The organism is Paenibacillus sp. EB106-06-01-XG199, assembly GCF_058791575.1.
On sequence record NZ_JBYTDQ010000002.1, the window covers coordinates 960,289 to 981,434 of the forward strand.

General features: G+C 52.6%; 24 protein-coding genes. 5 read left to right on the top strand and 19 right to left on the bottom strand.

Going from position 1 to position 21,146, the window contains the following annotated elements; all coding sequences use genetic code 11:
- Positions 1–12: 12 nt before the first annotated feature.
- Together AC3WT9_RS10365 and AC3WT9_RS10370 are read right to left on the bottom strand one after the other, a co-directional pair.
- Positions 13–447, bottom strand: coding sequence for a DUF86 domain-containing protein (locus AC3WT9_RS10365; RefSeq protein WP_341091819.1), 435 nt, complete (start codon positions 445–447; stop codon positions 13–15).
- A 213-nt stretch (positions 448–660) separates the two neighbouring features.
- On the bottom strand, positions 661–948 hold the full coding sequence (locus AC3WT9_RS10370; protein WP_341091816.1) for a Dabb family protein: 288 nt from the start codon (positions 946–948) through the stop codon (positions 661–663).
- A gap of 164 nt (positions 949–1,112) precedes the next feature.
- Between AC3WT9_RS10370 and AC3WT9_RS10375 the strand changes: the two genes are divergently transcribed.
- Positions 1,113–1,697, top strand: coding sequence for a helix-turn-helix domain-containing protein (locus AC3WT9_RS10375; RefSeq protein ID WP_341091814.1), 585 nt, complete (start codon positions 1,113–1,115; stop codon positions 1,695–1,697).
- Between the two features lie 215 nt (positions 1,698–1,912).
- Positions 1,913–2,719 carry an MBL fold metallo-hydrolase gene (locus tag AC3WT9_RS10380; RefSeq protein WP_341091813.1) on the top strand — a complete coding sequence of 269 codons (807 nt, stop codon included), beginning with the start codon at positions 1,913–1,915 and terminating at the stop codon, positions 2,717–2,719.
- A gap of 68 nt (positions 2,720–2,787) precedes the next feature.
- Here the strand turns inward: AC3WT9_RS10380 and AC3WT9_RS10385 are convergent, their stop codons facing one another.
- The 9 genes from AC3WT9_RS10385 to rpmG all read right to left on the bottom strand — a co-directional run bounded on the left by AC3WT9_RS10385 (position 2,788) and on the right by rpmG (position 9,398).
- Positions 2,788–3,414, bottom strand: coding sequence for a class I SAM-dependent methyltransferase (locus AC3WT9_RS10385; RefSeq protein ID WP_341091810.1), 627 nt, complete (start codon positions 3,412–3,414; stop codon positions 2,788–2,790).
- A gap of 14 nt (positions 3,415–3,428) precedes the next feature.
- Positions 3,429–4,187 (bottom strand): GNAT family N-acetyltransferase, encoded by a 759-nt coding sequence (locus AC3WT9_RS10390; protein ID WP_341091808.1) that lies wholly within the window; start codon positions 4,185–4,187, stop codon positions 3,429–3,431.
- A gap of 85 nt (positions 4,188–4,272) precedes the next feature.
- Positions 4,273–4,488, bottom strand: coding sequence for a DUF6157 family protein (locus AC3WT9_RS10395; RefSeq protein ID WP_341378156.1), 216 nt, complete (start codon positions 4,486–4,488; stop codon positions 4,273–4,275).
- Positions 4,489–4,559: 71 nt separating this feature from the next.
- Positions 4,560–4,829, bottom strand: a complete 270-nt coding sequence (gene rpsN / locus AC3WT9_RS10400) for a 30S ribosomal protein S14 (RefSeq protein ID WP_076112279.1) — start codon at positions 4,827–4,829, stop codon at positions 4,560–4,562.
- Positions 4,830–4,882: 53 nt separating this feature from the next.
- The gene (locus AC3WT9_RS10405) at positions 4,883–6,091 is read right to left on the bottom strand and encodes a metal ABC transporter substrate-binding protein (RefSeq protein ID WP_341091805.1); all 1,209 of its coding nucleotides are present in this window, start codon (positions 6,089–6,091) and stop codon (positions 4,883–4,885) included.
- Positions 6,092–6,109: 18 nt separating this feature from the next.
- Positions 6,110–6,964: a metal ABC transporter permease gene (locus AC3WT9_RS10410; RefSeq protein WP_341097623.1), complete on the bottom strand. Its 855-nt coding sequence runs from the start codon at positions 6,962–6,964 to the stop codon at positions 6,110–6,112.
- Positions 6,910–7,617: a metal ABC transporter ATP-binding protein gene (locus tag AC3WT9_RS10415; RefSeq protein ID WP_340899203.1), complete on the bottom strand. Its 708-nt coding sequence runs from the start codon at positions 7,615–7,617 to the stop codon at positions 6,910–6,912. Before AC3WT9_RS10415 ends, AC3WT9_RS10410 begins: the two co-directional genes overlap by 55 nt.
- A gap of 330 nt (positions 7,618–7,947) precedes the next feature.
- Positions 7,948–9,156 carry a GTP-binding protein gene (locus AC3WT9_RS10420; RefSeq protein ID WP_341091803.1) on the bottom strand — a complete coding sequence of 403 codons (1,209 nt, stop codon included), beginning with the start codon at positions 9,154–9,156 and terminating at the stop codon, positions 7,948–7,950.
- 92 nt (positions 9,157–9,248) lie between these two features.
- Positions 9,249–9,398: a 50S ribosomal protein L33 gene (rpmG, locus tag AC3WT9_RS10425; protein WP_038589539.1), complete on the bottom strand. Its 150-nt coding sequence runs from the start codon at positions 9,396–9,398 to the stop codon at positions 9,249–9,251.
- Positions 9,399–9,597: 199 nt separating this feature from the next.
- Between rpmG and AC3WT9_RS10430 the strand changes: the two genes are divergently transcribed.
- Genes AC3WT9_RS10430 through AC3WT9_RS10440 form a run of 3 tightly spaced genes read left to right on the top strand, consistent with a single transcriptional unit; the run spans position 9,598 to position 12,557 of the window.
- A complete protein-coding gene (locus AC3WT9_RS10430) occupies positions 9,598–10,629 on the top strand; it encodes a CobW family GTP-binding protein (RefSeq protein ID WP_341091801.1) in 1,032 nt (343 codons plus the stop codon).
- Between the two features lie 6 nt (positions 10,630–10,635).
- Positions 10,636–11,649: a permease gene (locus tag AC3WT9_RS10435; RefSeq protein ID WP_492407564.1), complete on the top strand. Its 1,014-nt coding sequence runs from the start codon at positions 10,636–10,638 to the stop codon at positions 11,647–11,649.
- Positions 11,650–11,684: 35 nt separating this feature from the next.
- A complete protein-coding gene (locus tag AC3WT9_RS10440; protein WP_341091797.1) occupies positions 11,685–12,557 on the top strand; it encodes a TIGR03943 family putative permease subunit in 873 nt (290 codons plus the stop codon).
- On the opposite strand, the gene AC3WT9_RS10445 is transcribed toward AC3WT9_RS10440, so the two are convergent.
- The 8 genes from AC3WT9_RS10445 to AC3WT9_RS10480 form a co-directional block, all read right to left on the bottom strand.
- The gene (locus AC3WT9_RS10445; RefSeq protein ID WP_341097622.1) at positions 12,550–12,942 is read right to left on the bottom strand and encodes a NusG domain II-containing protein; all 393 of its coding nucleotides are present in this window, start codon (positions 12,940–12,942) and stop codon (positions 12,550–12,552) included. The genes AC3WT9_RS10440 and AC3WT9_RS10445 overlap by 8 nt on opposite strands.
- A gap of 87 nt (positions 12,943–13,029) precedes the next feature.
- Complete coding sequence (locus tag AC3WT9_RS10450) at positions 13,030–13,218, bottom strand: DUF6954 family protein (RefSeq protein ID WP_341091796.1); 189 nt, start codon at positions 13,216–13,218, stop codon at positions 13,030–13,032.
- A 93-nt stretch (positions 13,219–13,311) separates the two neighbouring features.
- Complete coding sequence (locus tag AC3WT9_RS10455) at positions 13,312–16,779, bottom strand: PAS domain S-box protein (protein WP_341091793.1); 3,468 nt, start codon at positions 16,777–16,779, stop codon at positions 13,312–13,314.
- 458 nt (positions 16,780–17,237) lie between these two features.
- Positions 17,238–17,870, bottom strand: a complete 633-nt coding sequence (locus AC3WT9_RS10460; RefSeq protein WP_341091790.1) for a hypothetical protein — start codon at positions 17,868–17,870, stop codon at positions 17,238–17,240.
- Positions 17,867–19,093, bottom strand: a complete 1,227-nt coding sequence (locus AC3WT9_RS10465) for an ABC transporter permease (RefSeq protein WP_341091787.1) — start codon at positions 19,091–19,093, stop codon at positions 17,867–17,869. Before AC3WT9_RS10465 ends, AC3WT9_RS10460 begins: the two co-directional genes overlap by 4 nt.
- The gene (locus AC3WT9_RS10470) at positions 19,090–19,965 is read right to left on the bottom strand and encodes an ABC transporter ATP-binding protein (protein WP_341091785.1); all 876 of its coding nucleotides are present in this window, start codon (positions 19,963–19,965) and stop codon (positions 19,090–19,092) included. The genes AC3WT9_RS10465 and AC3WT9_RS10470 overlap by 4 nt, the downstream gene beginning before the upstream one ends.
- A 37-nt stretch (positions 19,966–20,002) precedes the next feature.
- Positions 20,003–20,293, bottom strand: a complete 291-nt coding sequence (locus AC3WT9_RS10475; RefSeq protein WP_341091783.1) for a hypothetical protein — start codon at positions 20,291–20,293, stop codon at positions 20,003–20,005.
- A complete protein-coding gene (locus tag AC3WT9_RS10480) occupies positions 20,223–20,927 on the bottom strand; it encodes an RNA polymerase sigma factor (RefSeq protein WP_341091780.1) in 705 nt (234 codons plus the stop codon). The genes AC3WT9_RS10475 and AC3WT9_RS10480 overlap by 71 nt, the downstream gene beginning before the upstream one ends.
- Between the last annotated feature and the right edge of the window lie 219 nt (positions 20,928–21,146).

Genomic DNA, 21,146 nt, shown 5'->3' on the forward strand with positions numbered 1-21,146 from the left:
GCTATTTCCCAGTTATTGTCCGGCACCCAGCTCCTGGTCCAGATACCTGTGCACTTCCTCCGCGAACTTCTCCAGCACCTGCGGAAGCACATCGGTTAACGGATGCAGCGCGCTGCGCTCCCAGGTATAATAATCCTGCACCAGCGGTTTGCGCAGTGCTACGAGCTGGATAAGCACCTCGTAGATTCCGCTGTCACCAAGGACTTTTTCTTCATGGATAATGGAGATAATATCTTCATAGCTGCCGGCATCACGCATGATGAACCCGTCGATCAGGTAGCTGCCGACATCAGTCACCACCTCTATCGCCAAATGCAGGCATCGTTCCTGAACGAGTCCTGTGAGGATGCTGCCATCCCATGCAGATGCCGCATGTTGAAGACCGGCTCTGATATCGGGGATTTGGCCAAGTATCATTTCGATTTGCTTCCGGTTGACATAATACACAGCTGACCCTCCAACTCTGGTAGTTTAAATAGAACGAAAGTAATGGCTGCTACTTTCCGCGTTTGCCGCGGCGCTTCAGCCAGAACAGCATAATAAAGCAGGCTGCCAAAAATACGATCAGATACGTTAAGGCTTCCATCGGATACTCAAGCTCACGCATTTACGTCACCGCTTTCGGTATTTAATGGGTTTTCCTGCTACAGTCATACTGCTTTAGATTTCGTAATCTACTGCAATCGAAAGCTCCTTGACCTCATTGATATGGGCAATAACTTCCTTATGGGCCGGGTGAACCTGGTAAGCCTGCAAATCTTCCATGGATGCTACCACCGTTACAAGTGCAATATCAAAGGAACGCTCGGAATGAATCAGATCGGCACCGACCTCGATGGAGAGCAGCTGCGGAATTTTGCCTTCCATGTTCCGCAGGACCTGAACTGTGGCATCGACCTTCTCCGGGGACCGGTCTTTCAATTTAAAAAACACAATATGCTTAATCATCTATTTCGCTCCCAACGATTAAATTTGTAAAATGATTATTAAAAATATATCATAACACCATCACTTCTGAAAGAAACTTAAGCATGTATGTAAGCAATTACAGCATTAACCATTGCAGCACTTCAGAAAGTATTGTAGTATAACCTTAAAAATTCGGAGGAAGTATGCCTAAGAATCAACCAGAATCTCACAAAATCCAGGCCTGGTCTCTGATCAACCGTAAATATCTCGGACAAGGTGTACGGGTCAAAAGATTTCGCCGGCCTAAACGCAGCCAAATCCGCAACCGTGTGCTGCTTGCCATCCTGATGGCCAAGGACATTAAGCTGTCCCGGCTTGCGGAAGAGCTCTCCGTCTCCTCGCGTAGTGTAAGCGCCTGGGTGTACGAAGGCCGCATTCCCTCCAGAACCAATCTGGACAAGGTCTGCCGCCTGCTTGGCTATCCGTCCCACATCCTGTTCAACGAGGCACTTGTACGGCAAAGTCCGATAGTCTGCCAGCCGACACCTTCACGGTTTATGAAAAGAACGCTTGCGGGCTCCCCCCGCAGCAATGTCATTCTTACGGGTCTGTGCATGGTTTACGATTTCTCCGTCACCGATGTCAGCATCTGGATCGGTGTCCATCCCGGCACCTTCCGCAAATGGCTGCATCAGAGCCATCTCCCAACCCTCGCACTGCAGGAGAAAGCAGAGAATTTCTTCCATATCCCGCGGCATATCCTGTTCGCCGATTGCGAGCTGCATTAATCCGATTTAACCGCAGGTTCATCCAGCAAACTGCTTGTCCTAAGTACATTTACTCAATACCCAAACACACAAGGTCCTTCTTCATTGCGAGAAGGGCCATTTGACGTTTCCTCCTGATGGGAATTGCTTTGTGAAGCTATGCTTTTTATTTTATGAAAAAGGCCATACTACATGGTGAACTCACTTTGAGCTAGTAACAAACAGGAGGAACGCGGATGGAATGGAACGGTATACTGACTGCCGGTTTTACCGAAACATGGGAAGTGGCAGCCGGAGTGTTGGGTCTTCGGACCTTATTTGCGAACACAGCTTTTATTGGCCGGTCTGGATCAGATTGGATTCTGGTCGACACAGGCCTTGGAAACTTCGCAGGGAGCATTATGCACATAGCCAGAGAGCAGTTTGGCAAACCGCCGCAGGCGATTGTGCTGACGCACGGGCATTTTGATCATGTCGGCAACCTGAAGGAGCTGCTGGAAGAATGGAAAGGAACTCCGGTGTATGCCCACCCCTTGGAGCTGCCTTATCTCACCGGTAAAGAGGATTATCCCCCGGCTGATCCATCCGTTGGCGGCGGCCTGATGGCCGTAGCAGCCCCGCTTTATCCCCACCGTGGCATTGATCTCGGCGCAGATGTGCATCCGCTGCCGGAAGATGGAAGTGTTCCTGGGGCCAAAGGATGGACATGGGTGCATACGCCGGGGCACAGCCCGGGGCATATCTCACTTTTCCGTCCCGAGGACAGGGTGCTTGTAGCAGGAGACGCTTTAATTACAGTGAAGCAGGAATCGGCATTTGCGGTAATTACACAGCACAAGGAACTGCACGGTCCTCCGGCTTATTTCACGTTAGACTGGGTGGAGGCGGAGAAGTCTGTGCGCAAGCTCGCACTTCTCGATCCGCAAGTCATGCTTGCCGGGCATGGCCTGCCCATGGCTGTTCCAGAGCTGTCGCCCGCATTGGCTCATTTATGCAAGACATTCAAGGAGCTGTCTGTCCCGACTCAAGGGAAATTCGTATAGGTCTGAACCGCGTGGCCGGCAAGCTGAAATCCGGTTACGCGGACTACAAAAAAAGCGCTGCTAGGGTTCTATCCTCTTTTGCATGCGAGAATAGTTCTCAGTATGTATTCATGGCTTCCGCCCTGCGGACTGTGCAGCGAATCCGTAAATGTGCCAGTCTCTACAATCTCCGTTCCGGCAAAATGCTCACGCAAATCGGCATCGCTGAAAAAGTGGGCATATTTTCCCTCCTTATACTCGTAGGTCCCCGGCTCCAGCCTTCTTCCGCAGCCATAGTTCGGATCTTCATCAGAGAAGCTGGTGAAGTAGAGCAGGCCACCGGGCCGCAGCTGCGCAAGAGCCGCATCAATCAAATTGCACCGCTCACCGGCAAGAAACAAGTGCAGCACATCGTAACAGTAGACAGCATCCACCTGGTGCTCCAGCTGAGGCTCCAGTGCCGATCCTTCGATAAACCTTGTTCTGCTGTCCCATTCCGCAGCAAGCTTCAGCGCAGCACTGCTCAGCTCTATGCCGTAAGTGTCAAACTGAGACGAGAACACCTTCGTATTGCGGCCATAGCCCGCACCCGGAACCAGGACGGACTTGACCCCCTGCTCAAGGAACCACGCTTTAGCCCGTACCGCCGATCCGCTGGGCTGTTCTCCCCAAATCATACCTTCCCGGGCAAATCTTTCGCTCCAGTATTGTGACACATGCACCGCCTCCTCTATTCCCGGATTTTGACCCTGTACCAATACTCATAAATCTCCTTGTAGCCCAGCCTGTCGTATAGAGCCGAAGCGCCTTTATTCGCCTGTACCACCTGCAAAAAGGAGGCTGCGGCACCCTGGGCCTTGGCCCAGTGGAGCAGTCCCAGAATCAATTGCTCCGCCATCCCTTGTCTGCGGTGAGCCGGAGCTGTGATGATATCATACAGCCCTATGTACCCATGCTGGATTACCCCAAGCCCGCAGGCAGCCGGAAGACCCTCCTTGAGCAAGAGAGCGTAACCTTGCTTCAAACAGGAAGCGGTCAGCATTCGGCACAGCGTCTCCCGGTTCCCGGAGGACAACCCGGCAAAATCAGCGAAGGCCTCCAGCCACTCCTCTGTCAGCTCGCCGCGGATCTGCAGCGTATAGACATTGTGTAATTCAGGCAGGTCCTGCAGGTCAAGAACACGGACGGATGACGGCTCGACGAGGCCATATTCCTGCGACTCCAGTTCCTTATCCAGACCGGCAGGCCGGGCATACGGAGTGATTTTGAATACGGGATTCAGCCCTGCATCCTCATAATATTGTTCTGCAAGCCGGATCTTCCCTAACATTCCAAGTCCGGCATCCTGTTCCTCCGGGCCGTAGAGCGGGTTGACCGAATTCGCCCGTTTCGTATAGCCCGCTGCCGAACGCAGCACCCAGCCCTCCAGCATTACGCTCTGCTCCGCAGGCCAGGTATTCAGCGTAAGCTCTTCTATTGACTTGTACAAACTTGTTCCTCCCTTCTCAGCTGCGTTTGCTGCGCATTGCATTCAGCAGCTTTACGCCTGCATCCTCATGTGACGTAAAGTGATCCTATTTAGGTGATGCCTTGGCATACAGGGCAATTTTGCCCTCATCATTAAAGTGCATGCCCCAGCCGTACCGTTTGGACAGCCTCGAGGCCCGCAGGCAGGGATTGCTTTTGGAGAACAACGCTCCCCATATTTCGATGAATCTCCCTGCTGGAATCAATCCTGCTTTTCTTCTATAATAGTCCACTCCGTAAACCCAGGCAAAGATAATGAACACAGCAAAACGGCCAATCCCCTGTAAAGTTGGGAATTAGCCGCTTCTTCAAAGCTGGAACACAACACCTGATTTTACCAGCTGGACTTGGTTATACCGGGGATTTGACCCTTCAGCGCCAGATCCCGGAAGACGATCCGTGAAATTTTAAATTTGCTTAAATACCCTCTGGGTCTGCCGGAAACAGTGCATCTGTTCTTTTGCCGGGTAGCGGAGGAATCGCGCGGCAGCTTCTGCAGGGCCATATAATCTCCTTTAGCCTTCAGCTCTCTCCGTCTATCTGCGTATTTAGCCACCAATTCCTGCCGTTTTAATTCTTTGACTACTTTTGATTTCTTGGCCATATTATATATCCGCCTTCCGTTGTTTGATTGAGTTGCCAATGATGAATCCTGCTCTATTCGTTAAGTGCCGTCTTCAGCGCTTCCAGGTTCTGACGCATGATACCGATATAATCAAGGTTATTGCTGCGGTCCTCATCCGTCAGTCCTTCGATCGGATTCAAGACAGCGGCCTTAGCACCAATTTCCTGGGCAATAGTATCAGCCACACTGGAGGATACCAGCGTCTCGAAAAAGATTGTTTTTACGTCATGGGCCTTGGCGAATTCAACAATTCCGGCCATTTGGGCAGCAGATGGCTCCTGTTCCGGAGAGAGGCCGGCAATCGGCACCTGTGTCAGGCCGTATGCCTCAGCCAAATAGCCAAAGGCAGCATGCTGGGTAATAAAATCTTTGCGTTTTGAATCTTTGAGTCCATCCTGAAACTCTTGGTGCAGTGCCTCCAGTTTGGCAATATAGGCCTCAGCGTTAGCTTTGAAGGCAGCCGAGTTCGCTGGGGAAGCAGCGGACAACGCGGCTTCGATTGTACGCACTTCCTTGATTGCAAGTTCAGGAGCTAGCCAGACATGGGGGTCCAGACCGCCATGATTATGAGCATGGCCTTCCTCCGCATGTCCTGTTTCTTCATGCTCGTGATCATGGCCTTCCTCCGCATGTCCGGTTTCTTCATGCTCGTGATCATGGGCTTCCTCCGCATGTCCGGCTTCTTCATGCTCGTGATCATGGGCTTCCTCCGCATGTCCGGCTTCCTCATGCTCGTGATCATGGGCTTCCCCGGCATGTCCGGCTTCCTCATGCTCATGACTGTGAGCATCCGCTTCTTCCTCTGTGCCTTCCTTAATTTCAAGCCCTTTGCTGGCTTCCACGGTGACCATTTTACTGCCCGAAGCACTGTCCAGCACTTGCTCGACCCAGCCCTCCATGCCGGCTCCGTTATACACGAGCACATCGGCATCCGTAATCTTGGCCATATCCTGTGCTGTCGGTTCCCAGTCATGCGGCTCCATGCCGGCCGGAACCAAGACTTCGACATCGGCAAGCCCGCCTGCAACATTCTTGGTGAATTCATACATCGGGTAGAAGCTGACCTTAATGTCCAGCTTGTCTGCTGCCGGAACGGCAGTTGTCTCGGCTGCTGGCGCATTAGAAGCAGTAGCAGCAGTAGCGGCAGGATCTGCGCTATTGTTTTTGCCGCAACCGGCGGCAATCAGCAGGGTTGATAGGGACAAGACGGCAAGATGGCGGATATTGAATTTAGACTTCATAAATGTTAACTCCTGTTCTTATATGGGTTTATGGAATTTACTTAAGGATTTATGTGTGTTACGGCGGTTCCGCCGCCTGCTCAGCTTCTGCACTGCGATGGCGGTCAGCAGGAACAACAGCAGAATGAGGGCAATTGTGCCTCCGGGAGGCGTATTGATATAATAGGATGTTGCCAGGCCGCTAATAACACCGGTGAGGCCCACGCCAATCGAAATCAGAACCGCGGCGGTGAAGCCGGAAGCGACACGCAGCGCAAGTGATGCTGGCAGCACAATAAGTGCGGACACCAGCAATACCCCTACCACCGGCATCGCTGCCGCAACGGTCATCCCGGTGAGCACAGCGAACGAAAAGGATAACAGGCCCGTATGCACGCCGCCGATGCTGGCCGTCTCTTCGTCAAAGGTCAGGCTGTAGAGCGGCCGCCGCAGCAGGACGAAGTACAGCAGGCCTGCCGCTGTGACGATAGCAATCAGTCTAAGCTGGGTATCACTCACAGCTACGATAGAGCCGAACAGATACGAGCTGAAGCTCTTGCTCAGATTCTGCTGTAAGCTCATCAGCACAACTGCCAGCGCTAGCCCTGAGGTCATAATAATGGCAACCGGGAGCTCGCTGTATGTACGGTAAGAACGGCGTAGCTGCTCGATGACGATACCGCCGATGACAGCCACCGCGAAACCGCTGAGTGCGGGATTCAGCTGCAGCACTGAGCCCAGCGCCACACCCGCGAGCGACACATGCGAGAGGGTATCGGCCATCAGCACCTGACGGCGGAGCATCAGATATACGCCGAGCAGCGGCCCGATGATCCCGATCAGGCCCCCGGCCCAAAATGCACGCTGCATGAATTCGTAACCAAGCATTGCCAGCCCTCCTGTTCCTTCCGTTCCAGGCTGATCACTGTATCTAGATAAGCGCTTGTCTCCTCCAGGCCGTGCGTGACCATAATGACAGTGCGCCCGTGCTGGCTGACATAATGTCGCATCAGCTTGTAGAATCCGGTACGGCTGGCGATGTCCATGCCTGTGGCCGGTTCATCCAGCACCAGTACCTGAGGCTGTCCCGCGAGCGCACGGGCGATGCAGACCCGCTGCTTCTGCCCGCCGGACAATTCCCCGATCCGGCGGTCACGGTAGTCCCACATCTCCACCTGTCTCAGGCTGCGCTCGACAATTTCTTCCTCACTTTTCGTAAACCTGCCGAACAAGCCAAGCCGGGCATAGCAGCCGGAACGGACCAGTTCAATAACCTTGCTAGGAAATCCGGCATTGAAGGAAGCCACCTGCTGCGGAACATAGCCGACAGCAAGCTTGCCACCTCCTGTGATTTCCCGGTTCAGTGTGACTGTTCCGCTCCACGGACGCAGCAGACCCAACAACAGCTTCAGCAGCGTGGTCTTTGCCGCACCGTTCGGGCCGGTAATCCCGATGAACTGACCGGCTTCAATATCAAGCGACAGGGAGTCAATCACAGGCTCGTTCCCGTAACCAAACACCACATCCCGCATGGATGATAAAATCATGGCACATATCCTTTCTTACCTAATCCGCTTTGGATTAATCGTAAACATTACGTATTGACTCCAAACATATTATCGTAATGATTACGATTTGTAAACCCATTATGGCAAATTAATCGTAATTATTATGATTAACAACGATTAATGTCAGCACAAAATGCTGATTCCAAAGTCAACCGGGCATCTCCCGCAGCAGCCTATCTTCATAAAGAAAGCACATTTTAATAAAAGGACCCATTCTCCACTCTCATGTGGAAACAGGTCCTTCTAAATGCGAACTGGCTGAGGCACCCTCTATGAGATCCGCTCTCTACTTGTGCTCGCTTACCGCCTCTACTCCTGAGCGGCTGCCAGCAGCTCCTCGGCAGGCCAAGGAAGCGGATTATTGAACTGGCTCCAGTCCTGCTGCAGTTCTTCTCCGGTAAGCAGACAGCGGTCCAGTCTGGCTTCAATCGCCGCACGGTCCATGGCCACTCCAATGAACACAATCTCATTCATCCGGTCGCCCCACTGCTCGTCCCATCCGGCCTTCACGTCAGGCTCGGCCGCCAGCACTTCAAGCTGCTGCTCCTTCGGCAGAGTCGCCAGCCAGTAACCGGCCGGACCAAATTGGATAGAAGGCCCGGCCTGGCTTAAGCTCGCGGCGAGATCGCCCTTCGCGGCCAGCCAGACCAGCCCCTTCGCCCGCACAACTTCTTCCGGCCAATTGCTGAAGAAGAAGCTTAACCTCTGCGGGTGGAAAGGTGTTCTGCGCCGGTAGACGAAGGAGCCAATGCCATATTCTTCAGTCTCCGGTGTATGCTCCTCCTTATTCAGCTCCGCAATCCAGCCGGAGGACATGCTTGTCTTCTCAAAATCAAACAAATGCGTATTAAGAATCTCCTTGGGATCAACGACACCGTTAACCGTACGGATGATCTTGGCGCCCGGCTGAAGTCTGCGCAGCACAGCCTCAAGCTTGTTCAGCTCCTGCTCTTCAACGAGATCGCATTTGTTGAGCAGCAATACGTCGCAGGTCTCAATCTGATCAATGAGCAGATCTACAATATCGCGGAAATCCCCTTCGCCTGCCGTCATATTACGGTCGATCAGACTGTCTCCGGAAGCGAAATCATGCCAGAAACGGTTGGCATCCACAACGGTGACCATCGTGTCCAGTCTGGCGAGCTCCGTCAGGTCAATATCCAGATCAGGATTGGCATACGTAAAGGTCTGCGCGACCGGAACCGGCTCGCTGATCCCGGAGGATTCGATCAGGATATAATCAAACCGGCCTTCCGCGGCCAGATTGCTCACTTCACGCAGCAGGTCGTCGCGGAGTGTGCAGCAGATGCACCCATTGGACATTTCCACCAGCTTTTCTTCGGTCCGGGAGAGCGTGTTGCCGGATTTTACCAGACTAGCATCGACATTGACCTCACTCATGTCATTGACAATGACAGCGACCTTCAAGCCGTCTCTGTTGTGCAGAATGTGATTGAGCAATGTGGTTTTACCGGAGCCCAGATATCCGCTGAGCACGGTAACAGGAATTTTATTCATAGTTTTACTCCTTAGACTTTTAGATGGGATAGGGATAACAGATGAAAAGTGATGTGCAGCGTAAGGCGGCTTCAGAACCCGGACTGCATAACTTAGCGTGTCTCACGGTGCAGCGTGACCCGTTTCAGACGCGGACAATATTTCTTCATTTCGATCCGTCCCGGCTGGGTTTTCTTGTTCTTGGTAGTGGTATAGTTGCGGTCGCCGGTTTCTGTGCAGGCCAAAGTTACAATTACTCTCACAGCGTTCATCTCCTTTTGTATAATCGTAATAATTACGATTTACACATTCTACATGTTTGAGTCCCCTACTGTCAACAAGGGCATGCAGAAAATTTCTACTCTCTCAAATATGTGGTCTTTCCTTAGATCAAATTACGTATAAATGGAAATATGAAAATATGATTCTTGCAATTGCAAGATTCAAACGGGAGTGTGGACGATGAAGATACCGGTGATTATATTAAGCGGATTTCTGGGGAGCGGGAAGACAACTCTCCTGCTCACTCTGCTGAAAGAGAGCAAGGCACGGGGACTGAATCCCGGTGTAGTGATGAATGAGCTGGGCAAACGCGATGTTGACGGCTACATTCTGCAGGAGCATACAGGGACAAGTGTGGAAAAACTGCTGGACGGCTGTGTCTGCTGCAGCCGCAAGGACGAACTGCCGGGAAGCCTGAATGCACTGCTCGCCCGGCGGCCGGATATGATCTTTATCGAGCTTACCGGCGTCGCCGATCCCGAAGAGATCGCAAAGTCGCTGCAGGAGCCTTCGTTCAGCGAGCGGCTGGCGCTGCACTATACGGTCACCCTTCTCGATGCCGAAAACATGCTTGAGTACAACAGCCGGTTTTCTGCCGACAAGCAGCTTGTCCGGACACTGCGCAAGCAAATCAGCGGGGCCGATCTGATTATCGTCAATAAAAGTGATCTTGTAGAGCCGGAAACCTTATGGAAAATTGAAAAGGCCGTCCGCAAGTATAATTCGGAATCCGAGATTGTGTTTACCCACTACAGTGAAATCAACGTGGCTCCGCTGCTGGCCGGCATCACTGCCCGGACATCCCGTACCGCAGCTGCCCAGCGCAGCTCCCGCAGCATCAACGGGACCGTGCTTAAACGGATGAACGCCGGTCAGCCCCAGGGTGCAACCGCTGTGCAGGAACCGGGGCTTGAAGCCGAACCCTCGTATTCGCAGGTGGCTGCTGTGACGCTGACATTCCCGCAAGCGGAGGAAAGCGGAATCTACAGGGAACAGCTGGAGGGCTTCTTCCGCGAATGGGGCGGCAGCCTGCTGCGGGCTAAAGGACATGTACGGCTGAGGGGTCAGGCTGAAGTCCAGCTGGTACAATTTGCCGGAAACCGCGCAAGCTGGGAGCCGTCGCGTTATCCGGGACTACCTTATGTCGTTTTCATAGGGTTGCATTTGGATGAACAGCAGCTGACGGAGCGCTGGTCTGCACTGTTCGGTTAATACTGCATGCCGGGAAGGAGCCAAGATGCCTTGACAACCTTTTCTCCGTTTAAAATACTGCCGCTGCTCATTCCCGCCGTCTTTCTGATTATTGCGGGCATCGTGTGGCTGCCGGAGCACCCGGAGCTGCTGGACAATGCCTATGTGGATACGTTCAAAACAGCTTTTATCGGCATTCTGCTGGAAGCCCTGCCGTTTGTGCTGCTGGGTGCGCTGCTGTCTTCCCTGCTCCGCGTATTCGTTCCGGACGAGATCATCTCACGCTGGATTCCGCAGAGACCGGTTCCGGCGATCCTGTTCGGCTGTCTGCTCGGCATCCTCTTTCCCGTATGCGAATGCGGCATGATTCCGCTGGTCCGCCGTCTGATGCATAAGGGAATGCCGCTGTATGTTGCCATCGTATTCATTCTCTCGGGACCCGTGGTCAATCCCGTCGTTTATGGGGCGACACTGACGGCCTTCCGCTCCCATCCCGGACTTGCTTATTCCCGGATCGGTCTTGCGTTTGCCGTTGCCGCGCTGATCGGCCTTATCGTTTACATCACGGTAAAAAAGTCACCGCTGCGGCTTTCTATTCAGCGTGAAACCGCGGAACGCCATGAACAAGGCACACGCGGAGGCAAGCTGGTTGCCGTCTTCGTGCACACATCGGACGAGTTTTTTGAGATGGGCAAATATTTGATTATCGGCTGCCTGCTGACCTCCGGCATTCAGAGCTTTATGAATCAGGGCAGTCTGGCCGCTATTGGGGAGAAGCCGCTGGGATCCTATCTGTTCATGATGGGGCTGGCCTTTGTCCTCTCCTTATGTTCAACCTCCGATGCCTTTGTCGCTTCCACCTTTCTGCACACCTTCCCGGCGGGATCACTGCTGGCATTTATGGTGCTTGGACCGATGCTGGATTTCAAAAATTCGCTGATGCTGCTCTCGCTGTTCAAGACGAAGTTCGCGCTTTACTTATTTTTTCTTATCTTCTCCGCCGTCTTTATCGGATCGGTGCTGGTTTCATTAGGGTTATGATGCTATTTCTTACAAAAATTTCAGGAGGGCCAGAGATGAACGATTCCGGCAGCATCCGGTTCCACTATCTGCTCAGGGCGGTTATTCTGCTTCTCTTCGCGCTGTACATTGGACATCTGGTCCAGCAGGACGCGCTGCATTATTATGTCGCCCCGAAGCTGGCGCGCTGGATTAAGCTCTGTCCCGTACCCCTTGCGCTCATGGCACTCAGCCTGGGGATTCAGGCCTTGTTCGGCAACAGCAGTGTCCTGTGCGACTGCGAGCACCGCCTGCCCCGCACCGGGCTCAGAAGCAGCGCGCTATACGGCTTGTTCCTGCTTCCGCTGCTGCTCGGCTTCCTGCTTCCCGACCGTGCTCTGGGCAGCGCGGCCGCAGCCAAAAAGGGCATCGCCTTAACCTATACCACGGTGGAACCGCGGGAAAAAGAGTCATTCGTTGCAGCCAATCCTTATCAGGCGGAATTCGCGGAGCTTGCCGCCAACCTTCACGCACAGGATGTCATTACGGTCTATCCCGAAATTTTCTCCGAAACCTTCGGAGCAATCGACCTGTATAAAGGCCAGTTTGCAGGTAAAGAGATCACCGTCTCAGGTTTCCTGTACCGCGAACCGGCGGTGGCAGGCACAAGTTCGTATGCGGTCAGCCGTTTTCTCGTCCAATGCTGTACTGCCGATGCCACTCCTTTCGGAATCCTGCTTGATCCGCAAACACAAATAAGCCTGCCCGCCGATACCTGGATTGAGGTTCGGGGCAAGCTTCAGGTTGTGAAATACGGCGGCAAGGAACTCATGCGGATTGCTGCAGACAGCATTACAGCGATTCCCCAGCCCTCCACTCCTTACGTGTACACCAATGCCGACTCAGTAGCCGCATGGAAGCAGATTCAAAGTTTACCAGCAGCTAAATAACTGCATCCAGCTCATCATCATCAATGGATCTATCCGGGTTGACGACTTCAACCATCAGCCGGGCCGGGATGCAAATAATCTGCTGCCTCGGCCTGGAAATAAAGCCCATCTCCAGGGCAATCGGCAGCGGTGCATCAGAATACGTCATCTGAATTCCGTAATCATACACTTTTAGTATATTGTGGCCGAACTTAGTCTTCATCTCAATAATCTGCTCTTCTTTGGTCAATGAAACAGTCTTATACTCTTTGCCATTCACTGTAATAACGGCTTTCAGATCCCCTTGTGCATAATGCTCATTCCGGTTATTCATCCATTTGACTCCGTAGATGGAGCCGGCTACAAGTAAAACCAATACAATAATGACAAAATCGCCGCGTTTCATCTTTTGCAATCGCGTTACCCTCTCGCTGGCTATATTTATACGTAATAATTACGAATAGTCTAAATATAGTCAGCGCAGCAGACTTTGTCAATGCTTGCCCACCCGTTTCAGCAGACTGCGCATCCATACGGTGATCGCCGTATAAATCAGCAACACGACAATCAGCGTAAGGGTTCGTTCCTTGGCAGAGCCGTCAGCGAACAGTACGGGACCCAGGCCGAAGAACGTGGTCAGCAGGTAAAGGATCGCGAACAGCACATACAACAACATTCTCATTAACGGCCCTCTCTCCTTCCTTTTGAACCTTCATTCTTTCAGAATAACCTCAATGGAGGCCAATCATTCCTGACTCCCGTATGCTGCTTCAGTCTATCTGCGGGAATAAGCCGACCATTCCCTCAGCACCCTGTCCAGCTCCTCCGGCCGGATCGGCTTGGAGATGAAATCCTGCATGCCGGCCCTCAGGCACATCTCCTTGTCTTCTTTGCGGGCAAAAGCTGTAGTAGCGATAATGACCGGGGACAATCCGAGCTCCTCGCGGATTTTGGCTGTTGCTTCAATCCCATCCATGAGCGGCATCTGAATGTCCATAAATACCAGATCATATTGCCCGGTGAGCACGGCCTCGACCGCTATTTCCCCGTTGGACGCCACATCGGAATCATATCCCCGCTTCTTGAGATATGCCTGCAGCAATCTCAGGTTCACAGGATGATCCTCGGCAACTAGAATCGAGAGCGGACCGTACACCCCGCTGGAGGAGCCTTTGTACTTGCTACGGTTCTCACGCCGTTCCGTAGCAGGGAACGCAGCAGCGCCACCCTCGGAGGTGATTTCTCTTGGAAGAGTGGCATGGAGGGTGAAATAGAACTCCGAGCCTTCATCTTCACGGCTCTCCACGCCTATCGCTCCACCCAGCAGCTCCACCAGCTTTTTGCTGATAGCCAGTCCCAGACCTGTTCCGCCATATTTGCGGTTGATCGATGGATGCAGTTGGGAGAAGGATTGGAACAGCAGCCCTTGGCTGTCCAGCGGAATACCGATCCCAGTATCCGTCACGGTAAATTTAAGAACACACTCGCCGGAATCCCTGGATGACACCAGCTTCAATTGAATCCCGATCTCCCCTTCCTCGGTGAATTTCACCGCGTTGCCGACCAGGTTTACAAGAATCTGGCGCAGTCTGGCCTCATCCGTTAATACCAGCGTTGGCAGCGCGTCATCCAGCTCGCAGTTTAGCGAGAGCCCCTTCTCTTTGATACGGGGATAAAAGATATCTGTGACGTTCGATACAACCTGGCGGAGATCCACGGCTTGCAGCTCAATCGTCATCATGCCCGCCTCAATTTTGCTGAAATCAAGCACCTCATTCAGAATATGCAGCAGCGTCCCACCGCTTTTGGTTATAATCTGCGTATAATATTGCTGTTCTTCGTCAAGTTCGGTGCCTTCAAGCAAATCAGCCATGCCGATAATCCCGTTCATGGGTGTGCGCAGCTCATGGCTCATAATGGCCAGAAATTCCGATTTGGCCCGGTCCGCCTGCTCGGCAGACTCCTTAGCCCGTACAATCGCCTTCTCTTCGGTAATGTCGCGGAACACAACCACAACACCCTTCCGTACACCGTTATCGAACAGAGGGGTCATCCGGTATTTGACGAGAAAGCTTGAACCGTCCTGTCTCCAGAATACGCCCTCTTTCTCATCATAGGTGAGATGATCTTCCAGCCATTCCCGCAGGGGCTTCCGCCCTCCAGGATACGGCTCACCGTCGAGCCAGGTCTGCTCGATCGTAGGCAGCCTGATCTCACCCGCCAGCTCCCCGGCTTCGTAGCCAAGCATTGCGGATGCCGCCGGATTGATAAATACCGTTGCACCCTCAAGATTCATGCCAAAAATACCTTCTGAAACGGAATTCAGAATCAGCGCATGCTCATAGCTGAGCTTCTCAATCTGCTCCAGATGCCGTTTGCGCTCCGTAATATCGCTCGTAATGGCGAATACGCCCACAACCCGGCTGTCTACCATTATCGGCACATAAATCATACTGACCTCGACAACATGCCCATCCCGGTGAAGCAGTCTGCTCTCAAAGGTTTGAGCTACACCGCTGGCAGCAACAAGAAAGCGTTCTGCCACAAAATCCAGCTCTTCCGGATCAAAGATATCGCTGTAGTTTGACAACAGCAGGCTTTCACAGGAATACCCTGTCAAATACTGCAGGCTGGCATTCAGCGATTGAATCCGTCCCTGCAAATCCATCGCGCTGATAGCCGAAGGGTTATATTCAAACAAAGACTTATAGCGGTTTTCGCTCTCCAGCATCTTGAGCTCATATTGCTTCCGCTCCGAGATGTCGCGGGTGATGCCGACAATCTCCGTATCCCCTCCAGCACCGGTACCAATGTGGCGCAGGGTTGTTTCTGTCCAGATGTAAGAGCCGTCTTTACACAGAAACCGGAAGACGATCGGCTCAAGCCTTTCCCCTTTCATGCTGCTGCGCAGATAGGCCTGGACACGGGCTGCATCCTCAGGATGAATATAATCCATTCCCCCGGTGCCTACCATCTCTTCTGGTGTATATCCGAACATCTGCAGACAGACCGGAGAGGCATACAGATAGGTTGCTTCCTCATCGGTTGCATTGCGGGAAATGAAATCCTGGGAATTTTCCGAAATGAGCCGGTAGTTCTGTTCGCTTTCCCGAAGCTGCTGCTCCATTTCCCGATGAGCTGTAATGTCCTGAACCACTCCGCTAATCTGCCTTATGTTACCTGAGGCATCCTGAGCCACTTCCCAATGGGCATCTATAAATTTCTTCGTGCCGTCGGCCGCCGTAATCCCGAAGACCGCTCCGCCTTTTGTCCCATGTTTCACCGAATCAAGCAGCGCCTCCGTAACCCTGGGCAGATCTTCAGGCTCCACACATTCCTTGATGAGCAGCGGATCGTAGACGGTATGATTGCTGAAATCATCGGTATGGCCAAAGATACTGCGCATTTCCTTGGAAGCAATCAACTGCTGGCTGGACGCCTCCCATTCCCACGAGCCCATCCGGGCCAGAAACTGGGCGTTTGCCAGCATGTCCTCGTATTTCTTCCGGACCGTTATATCACGGGCAACCGTCAAGACCTGCTGAACCCCACCCTTATCGTCGCGCATGACCTGGAAAGAGCTTTCAATCCAAAGATAGTGCCCGTCTTTATGGCGCACCCTGCGGGTAAACACATCATTATCCGAATAGAGCAGTCCCTGCTCGGTCATCTCCAATGCGTCTTCCTCATGATAATATTCCGGCCTTTTTTTACCGATCATTTCATGGGTGGAGTATCCTAGTACTCGTTCAATGGAGGGCGAGACATAATGGATCGTACCCTCAGGATCCGCGAGAGATATCAAATCCGGCGTATTCTGCGAAATCAGATTATAGAGATAATGCTCCTCCAGAATCTTCTTCTCCGCCAGCTTGCGGTCCGTAATATCCTTCATTTCCGCAATCATATATAAAGGGGGACCCGCAGCTTCATCAAAAGTCAGAAACAAATGCAGTGCCACCCAGAAGACTTCACCATTTTTGCGTGTAAATTGATTTTCACTGTCTACAGCCGCCCCCGGGCTCTGCAGCAATAGGTTTATAACCTGCTCATGATCTGCTGTGTCTTTCTCTTCCGTACAGGAAATATCCAAATACCGAAGGTTCATAAACTCCGCTTCCGTATACCCGAACATACTGCACAGTGCAGGATTGGCCAGCTGTATCGTCCCATCCTTCATGGAAACAACTGCAAATCCTGTAGAAGACCGCAAATACAGATATTTAAAAAGATTGTCGGACAATGATAGAGCCTCCTCTGTGAAAGTGGCGGACAGAAATTAAATGTAAATGTAAGTATATCTTTTTTTCGGTCAATTAGCTTCTAATATGAAGTCTATCATAGAGACAATGGAAAACGAATGAGGCAATTTACTGTTGATTTGGCATGCGAATAAGGGCTTTTTGCCCAAAAAGAATGACCATGGAAGCGGGAAAACCGTTCGATGCAGTTGCAGATCGGGACGTAATGTCAGCAATTTTGCCCGGCCAAAAACCGCCTCTCAGTCACTTTATGCCGTTTGTTTAGTTTTTCGGCTCCGGTGCAGGTCCCGCCGTCCTTGCGGGTGCTAGGTTAATACGAATCAGTATCCAATGTATTAACATACAGCCATCATTCAGGCTAAAACAAAAAAAAGCATCTATCGCCGGTTAAGCGAAGATGCTGAAGAGTTAAGTTCGTTCTATGTCAAACAGGCTGCCATCAGTCCAGTCTCCGGGCCGGAAGCAGGAAGGCACAGAACACGGCAAGTGCGCATGACAGTCCGGCGAGCAGCCACTTGTCTTGATCCCATCCGTCATTCATGAGTCCAAACAGATAAAAGTGTCCGGTCAGACGGCCCTTTGTCATAAAATCAAGCAAATACCAGGCAAAGCCGATAATGTATCCGCCTGATATGTTGCGGAGCAGAAGTGTGGCCGTCATACCTGCGGATCCTATCGCCATTGCGGTAATGGCAACCCCGCCGATCATCGGCCATAGGTCAAATACCGCGCCGCGCAAATGCAGGCTGGTGAAAAAAACGGCAATGATCAAAAAAACAAACAAAGTAGTGGAGAACCAGCGAAACAGGAAGATAGCGTGATGCCGCACCTTCTTGGCGTAGAGCACCTCACCGATTCCGCCTTCCTCCAGCATCGCGAGATGTGGGTACACGATCAGGCCAAGGAAGCTGATCAATTGTTCTCCCAGCTTGGCGATGTCTCTCCATTCCATGAGCTGAGGATCCATAAATAAATGCACGCTGCACAGCAAGGCGATGGATAGCAGCCACGAATAATGGGCGGTCAGCTTCAGGTTGTACCAACCAAGCACGCGGAGTGATTGACCTGTCATGAGGCTTCCCCCGCGACCGTTTTGGCTTTTCTAGCAGAGGTTTTGTTCCCCCGTACCCATCCAGAATCCGTCCGGCTGCGGTTTCTTTCCCAGAGCAGCGCGGTTCCGGCTGCCAGCAGTACCGCAAGCAGAATGTAAAAGCTGCGGTTAATTGCGATCTCATCCACCCAGCCTTTATATAAATCAGCGTCCCTTGGCGTATTAAAGCGGATGATCAGCTTGTACAGCCCATAGGAGCCCATAAGCGGCAGTGCGGAAATAAACCACCAGACGATCTGCAGAGCGATCGGCACAATCCCCCGGCGGAACAGCATAGAGCCGAACATACCGAAGGCAATCGAAGCCCAGACTGTGGGCAACAGCCACCAAGCTGTGTATCCAAGGAAGAGGAAAATCGTCTCCGCCGTCTGTCCCTTCAGTTCCAGGGCATTTGCGGTCTGCCAACCGCCGGCGACAGCAAGCACAAGATAAATCAGGGAGAGCATAATCCCTAGTGCGATAAACTTTGAACCAACGTAGGTCCATGGCGAAACCCGACGGCTGTAAATCAGCTCACTCATTCGGCTGGAACGATCGCGGAGCAGCACAAAAGCTGATAGGAACACGGGAAACATACCGGCCGAAAGTGAAAGATAATCGCTGAAATACCGTGCGGCTCCGGGCAGCAGCTCTCCGGCCTCTACAACCTCGTTGTAGCGTGCAAGCGTTTGTTCCTGCGCTTTCACCGCCTCATCGTAGTTCTCTATCGCAAAACCGAATTCATCCATCCCTTTTTTGTACATACTGTTTCCGCCAAGTTGCTTGTTTAAATCATCGGCAACCTTGTAAACATCATCCATCGTGTACTTATCCGGATCTTTAATAATGTTGTCCAGCTTGGAAGCAGCTTCGGTGAGGGCAGCTTTTTCTTGCTTGTCCAGCTTGCTCTCGAGCGGAAAACCGATTCTCAGCTTGGTTGTTGAACCGGCATTCAGGTCCCAGCCAATCTCTTTCCTAATTTGCGTAGCAAGCTCAGAGGTGTTCCCGGGCAGCTTCCAGCCGTAAAAAGGATGTTCCGGGGGACCCACATTTTGCGGCTCAGTCATAACGGGAGGCCGAAGCTCGCTCCAGGTCTGCTCTGCTGCATATTCGGTGAAATAGAAGAAGCAGGCCACTAGTATAAATACATAAAAGACGAGACTGCGCAGAATCATGCGAATCTCTTTACCAATGAGCCCTATCATACGAACGACTCCTCCTTGCGCATCAGGTAAAGATAGGCATCCTCAATGGACGGTATGGCCTGCTGCGCTCCCTGATAAGGCTGCTGATCGGCGAGAACACGGATGCGCATTCCTGTGCCTTCCGGCACAGCGGACAGCACGGGAAGGCGGTCGCGGTCCCGTTCCCACTGCGCCCGGTCAAGCTCCACCGTCCAGACGCGTCCGGCGGCAGCCCCCGTCAGGTCGCCGATTCTGCCGTGGTAGCGCAGACTTCCCTTATGCAGCACGGTCATTTGCTCACAGGTGGATTCCACATCCTCGACAACGTGGGTGGACAGCAGCACGATTCTCCCCTCAGAGAACCGGCCGAGGAGCCGGCGAAAACGGATCCGCTCTTCCGGATCAAGCCCTGCCGTCGGCTCATCGACGATCAGCAGCTTCGGTTCATGTACCATTGCCTGGGCCACGCCGAGCCGGCGCTTCATTCCGCCGGACAGTGCTTTCACTTTGGTCCGGCGCTGCTCCGTCAGGTTCACCTGCTCCAGCAAATCGTCGATTCTCCGCTTCCGCTCCGAATGCCCCTTCACCCCGGACAAAAGTGCGAGATAATCCATCGCTTCAAGCACCGACATCCCTGGATAAAATGCAAATTCCTGCGGCAGATAACCGACCAGCTGGCGGATCTGCGCTTTGTCCGTCAACGGCACTCCACCGATCGTTGCTTTGCCGGACGTGGGTGTAAGTAAAGTTGCAAGCAGCCGCATTAGCGTTGTTTTACCTGCCCCGTTAGGACCAAGCAGGCCGTGTATCCCTTCGCCTACTTTGAAGCTGACACCGTTTAAAGCCTGCTTTTCCCCGTAGGTCTTGGTCAGTTGTTCAATTACAAGTTCCATTCTGGTCCTCTCCCTCAAATATTTTTGACTCCCATTACTAATCGCTTTCCTGGTCCCAGGCAAACTCCGTGTTCTCCACCATCAGTCCTATTCCGATCAGGAGGAGTGACAGCAAGACGAGCAACACTCGATCAATGACTTCGAACTTGATCATTACAAAAACAACAACCGCAGTAAGCACAATACCCGCCAGCTTAGTATTTCTTTGTCTGTCGAGCTGCCGGCTGTTTCTCTGCACCTTCTCTGCTTCACGTTTGTCAAACTCCAGCAGACGGGCTTTCCGGTACACTTCCTCTAGAAACGCTTGTTCCTCTTCGGCTGGCTTCACAATCCCACTCCTCCTTTTCGTAAATCTGCCTCAGCTTCTTACGGGCCCGGTGCAGCAATACTTTGAAGCTCACCGTGGTACGGCCCATAATAGCTGCCGCTTCTGTATAAGACATCTCACCTATATCAACGAGATACACGGCCATCCGGTAATCCGGTTTGAGCGCAAGCAACCGCCGTTGCCACTCCCGGTTCTCCTCGTGCACAATCGCCATCCGCTCGGGATCCTCCCTGCCGGGAGGCGGCATGCCGTTCCCTTCAGGCAGGTTCTCTCCTGAAATATTCCCTGAAAAGACGGCATCGGGACGGCTTCGCATTCCTGCTTCAACCGGCAAGATCCCCTGCCGCTGCCGCTTCCGCAAGGAATCTATGCTTTTGTTGCGGAGGATCGTGAACAAATAGGTTTTAAAAGACGCGCGGGCATCGAATCTCTCCGGATACACCAGCAGATAGGCAAAAGAGTCCTGTGCCAAATCCTCGGCGGTATGATAATCCCCGGTCAGATGATAGGCAAACCCTACCGCAGGCTGCCGGTATTGACGAACCAGCCATTCAAAGGCCTCCCGTTCTCCCTGCCGGAACCGGAGCAGCACGGCTGCCTCATCATCCGGGTGACCCGCAGCCTCATCCTCCATAATGGAGCGCTGCCTGTTTCCTCTCTGGATATCGTTCGTCCGAATCCCCTCCTCTCCCGCAGCCTTCTACTACTTATTCGTCCAAGCCTCCGAAATAGTTACAGTGCTTCCGAAAAAAACAAAACGGGTCCGCAAACTGCTGCATCAGCAATCTGCGAATCCGTACTTTTTTGACTACTTCCGCTTGGGACTTGAGAGCTGAAACTTTGAGTCTTTCCT

Coding starts and splice junctions, on each gene's coding strand:
- AC3WT9_RS10370 (WP_341091816.1), bottom strand. CDS start 948: ATGATTAAGCATATTGTGTTTTTTAAATTGAAAGACCGGTCCCCGGAG.
- AC3WT9_RS10375 (WP_341091814.1), top strand. CDS start 1,113: ATGCCTAAGAATCAACCAGAATCTCACAAAATCCAGGCCTGGTCTCTG.
- AC3WT9_RS10380 (WP_341091813.1), top strand. CDS start 1,913: ATGGAATGGAACGGTATACTGACTGCCGGTTTTACCGAAACATGGGAA.
- rpsN (WP_076112279.1), bottom strand. CDS start 4,829: ATGGCCAAGAAATCAAAAGTAGTCAAAGAATTAAAACGGCAGGAATTG.
- AC3WT9_RS10405 (WP_341091805.1), bottom strand. CDS start 6,091: ATGAAGTCTAAATTCAATATCCGCCATCTTGCCGTCTTGTCCCTATCA.
- AC3WT9_RS10415 (WP_340899203.1), bottom strand. CDS start 7,617: ATGATTTTATCATCCATGCGGGATGTGGTGTTTGGTTACGGGAACGAG.
- AC3WT9_RS10420 (WP_341091803.1), bottom strand. CDS start 9,156: ATGAATAAAATTCCTGTTACCGTGCTCAGCGGATATCTGGGCTCCGGT.
- AC3WT9_RS10430 (WP_341091801.1), top strand. CDS start 9,598: ATGAAGATACCGGTGATTATATTAAGCGGATTTCTGGGGAGCGGGAAG.
- AC3WT9_RS10435 (WP_492407564.1), top strand. CDS start 10,636: ATGCCGGGAAGGAGCCAAGATGCCTTGACAACCTTTTCTCCGTTTAAA.
- AC3WT9_RS10440 (WP_341091797.1), top strand. CDS start 11,685: ATGAACGATTCCGGCAGCATCCGGTTCCACTATCTGCTCAGGGCGGTT.
- AC3WT9_RS10445 (WP_341097622.1), bottom strand. CDS start 12,942: ATGAAACGCGGCGATTTTGTCATTATTGTATTGGTTTTACTTGTAGCC.
- AC3WT9_RS10450 (WP_341091796.1), bottom strand. CDS start 13,218: ATGAGAATGTTGTTGTATGTGCTGTTCGCGATCCTTTACCTGCTGACC.
- AC3WT9_RS10460 (WP_341091790.1), bottom strand. CDS start 17,870: ATGACAGGTCAATCACTCCGCGTGCTTGGTTGGTACAACCTGAAGCTG.
- AC3WT9_RS10465 (WP_341091787.1), bottom strand. CDS start 19,093: ATGATAGGGCTCATTGGTAAAGAGATTCGCATGATTCTGCGCAGTCTC.
- AC3WT9_RS10470 (WP_341091785.1), bottom strand. CDS start 19,965: ATGGAACTTGTAATTGAACAACTGACCAAGACCTACGGGGAAAAGCAG.
- AC3WT9_RS10480 (WP_341091780.1), bottom strand. CDS start 20,927: ATGGAGGATGAGGCTGCGGGTCACCCGGATGATGAGGCAGCCGTGCTG.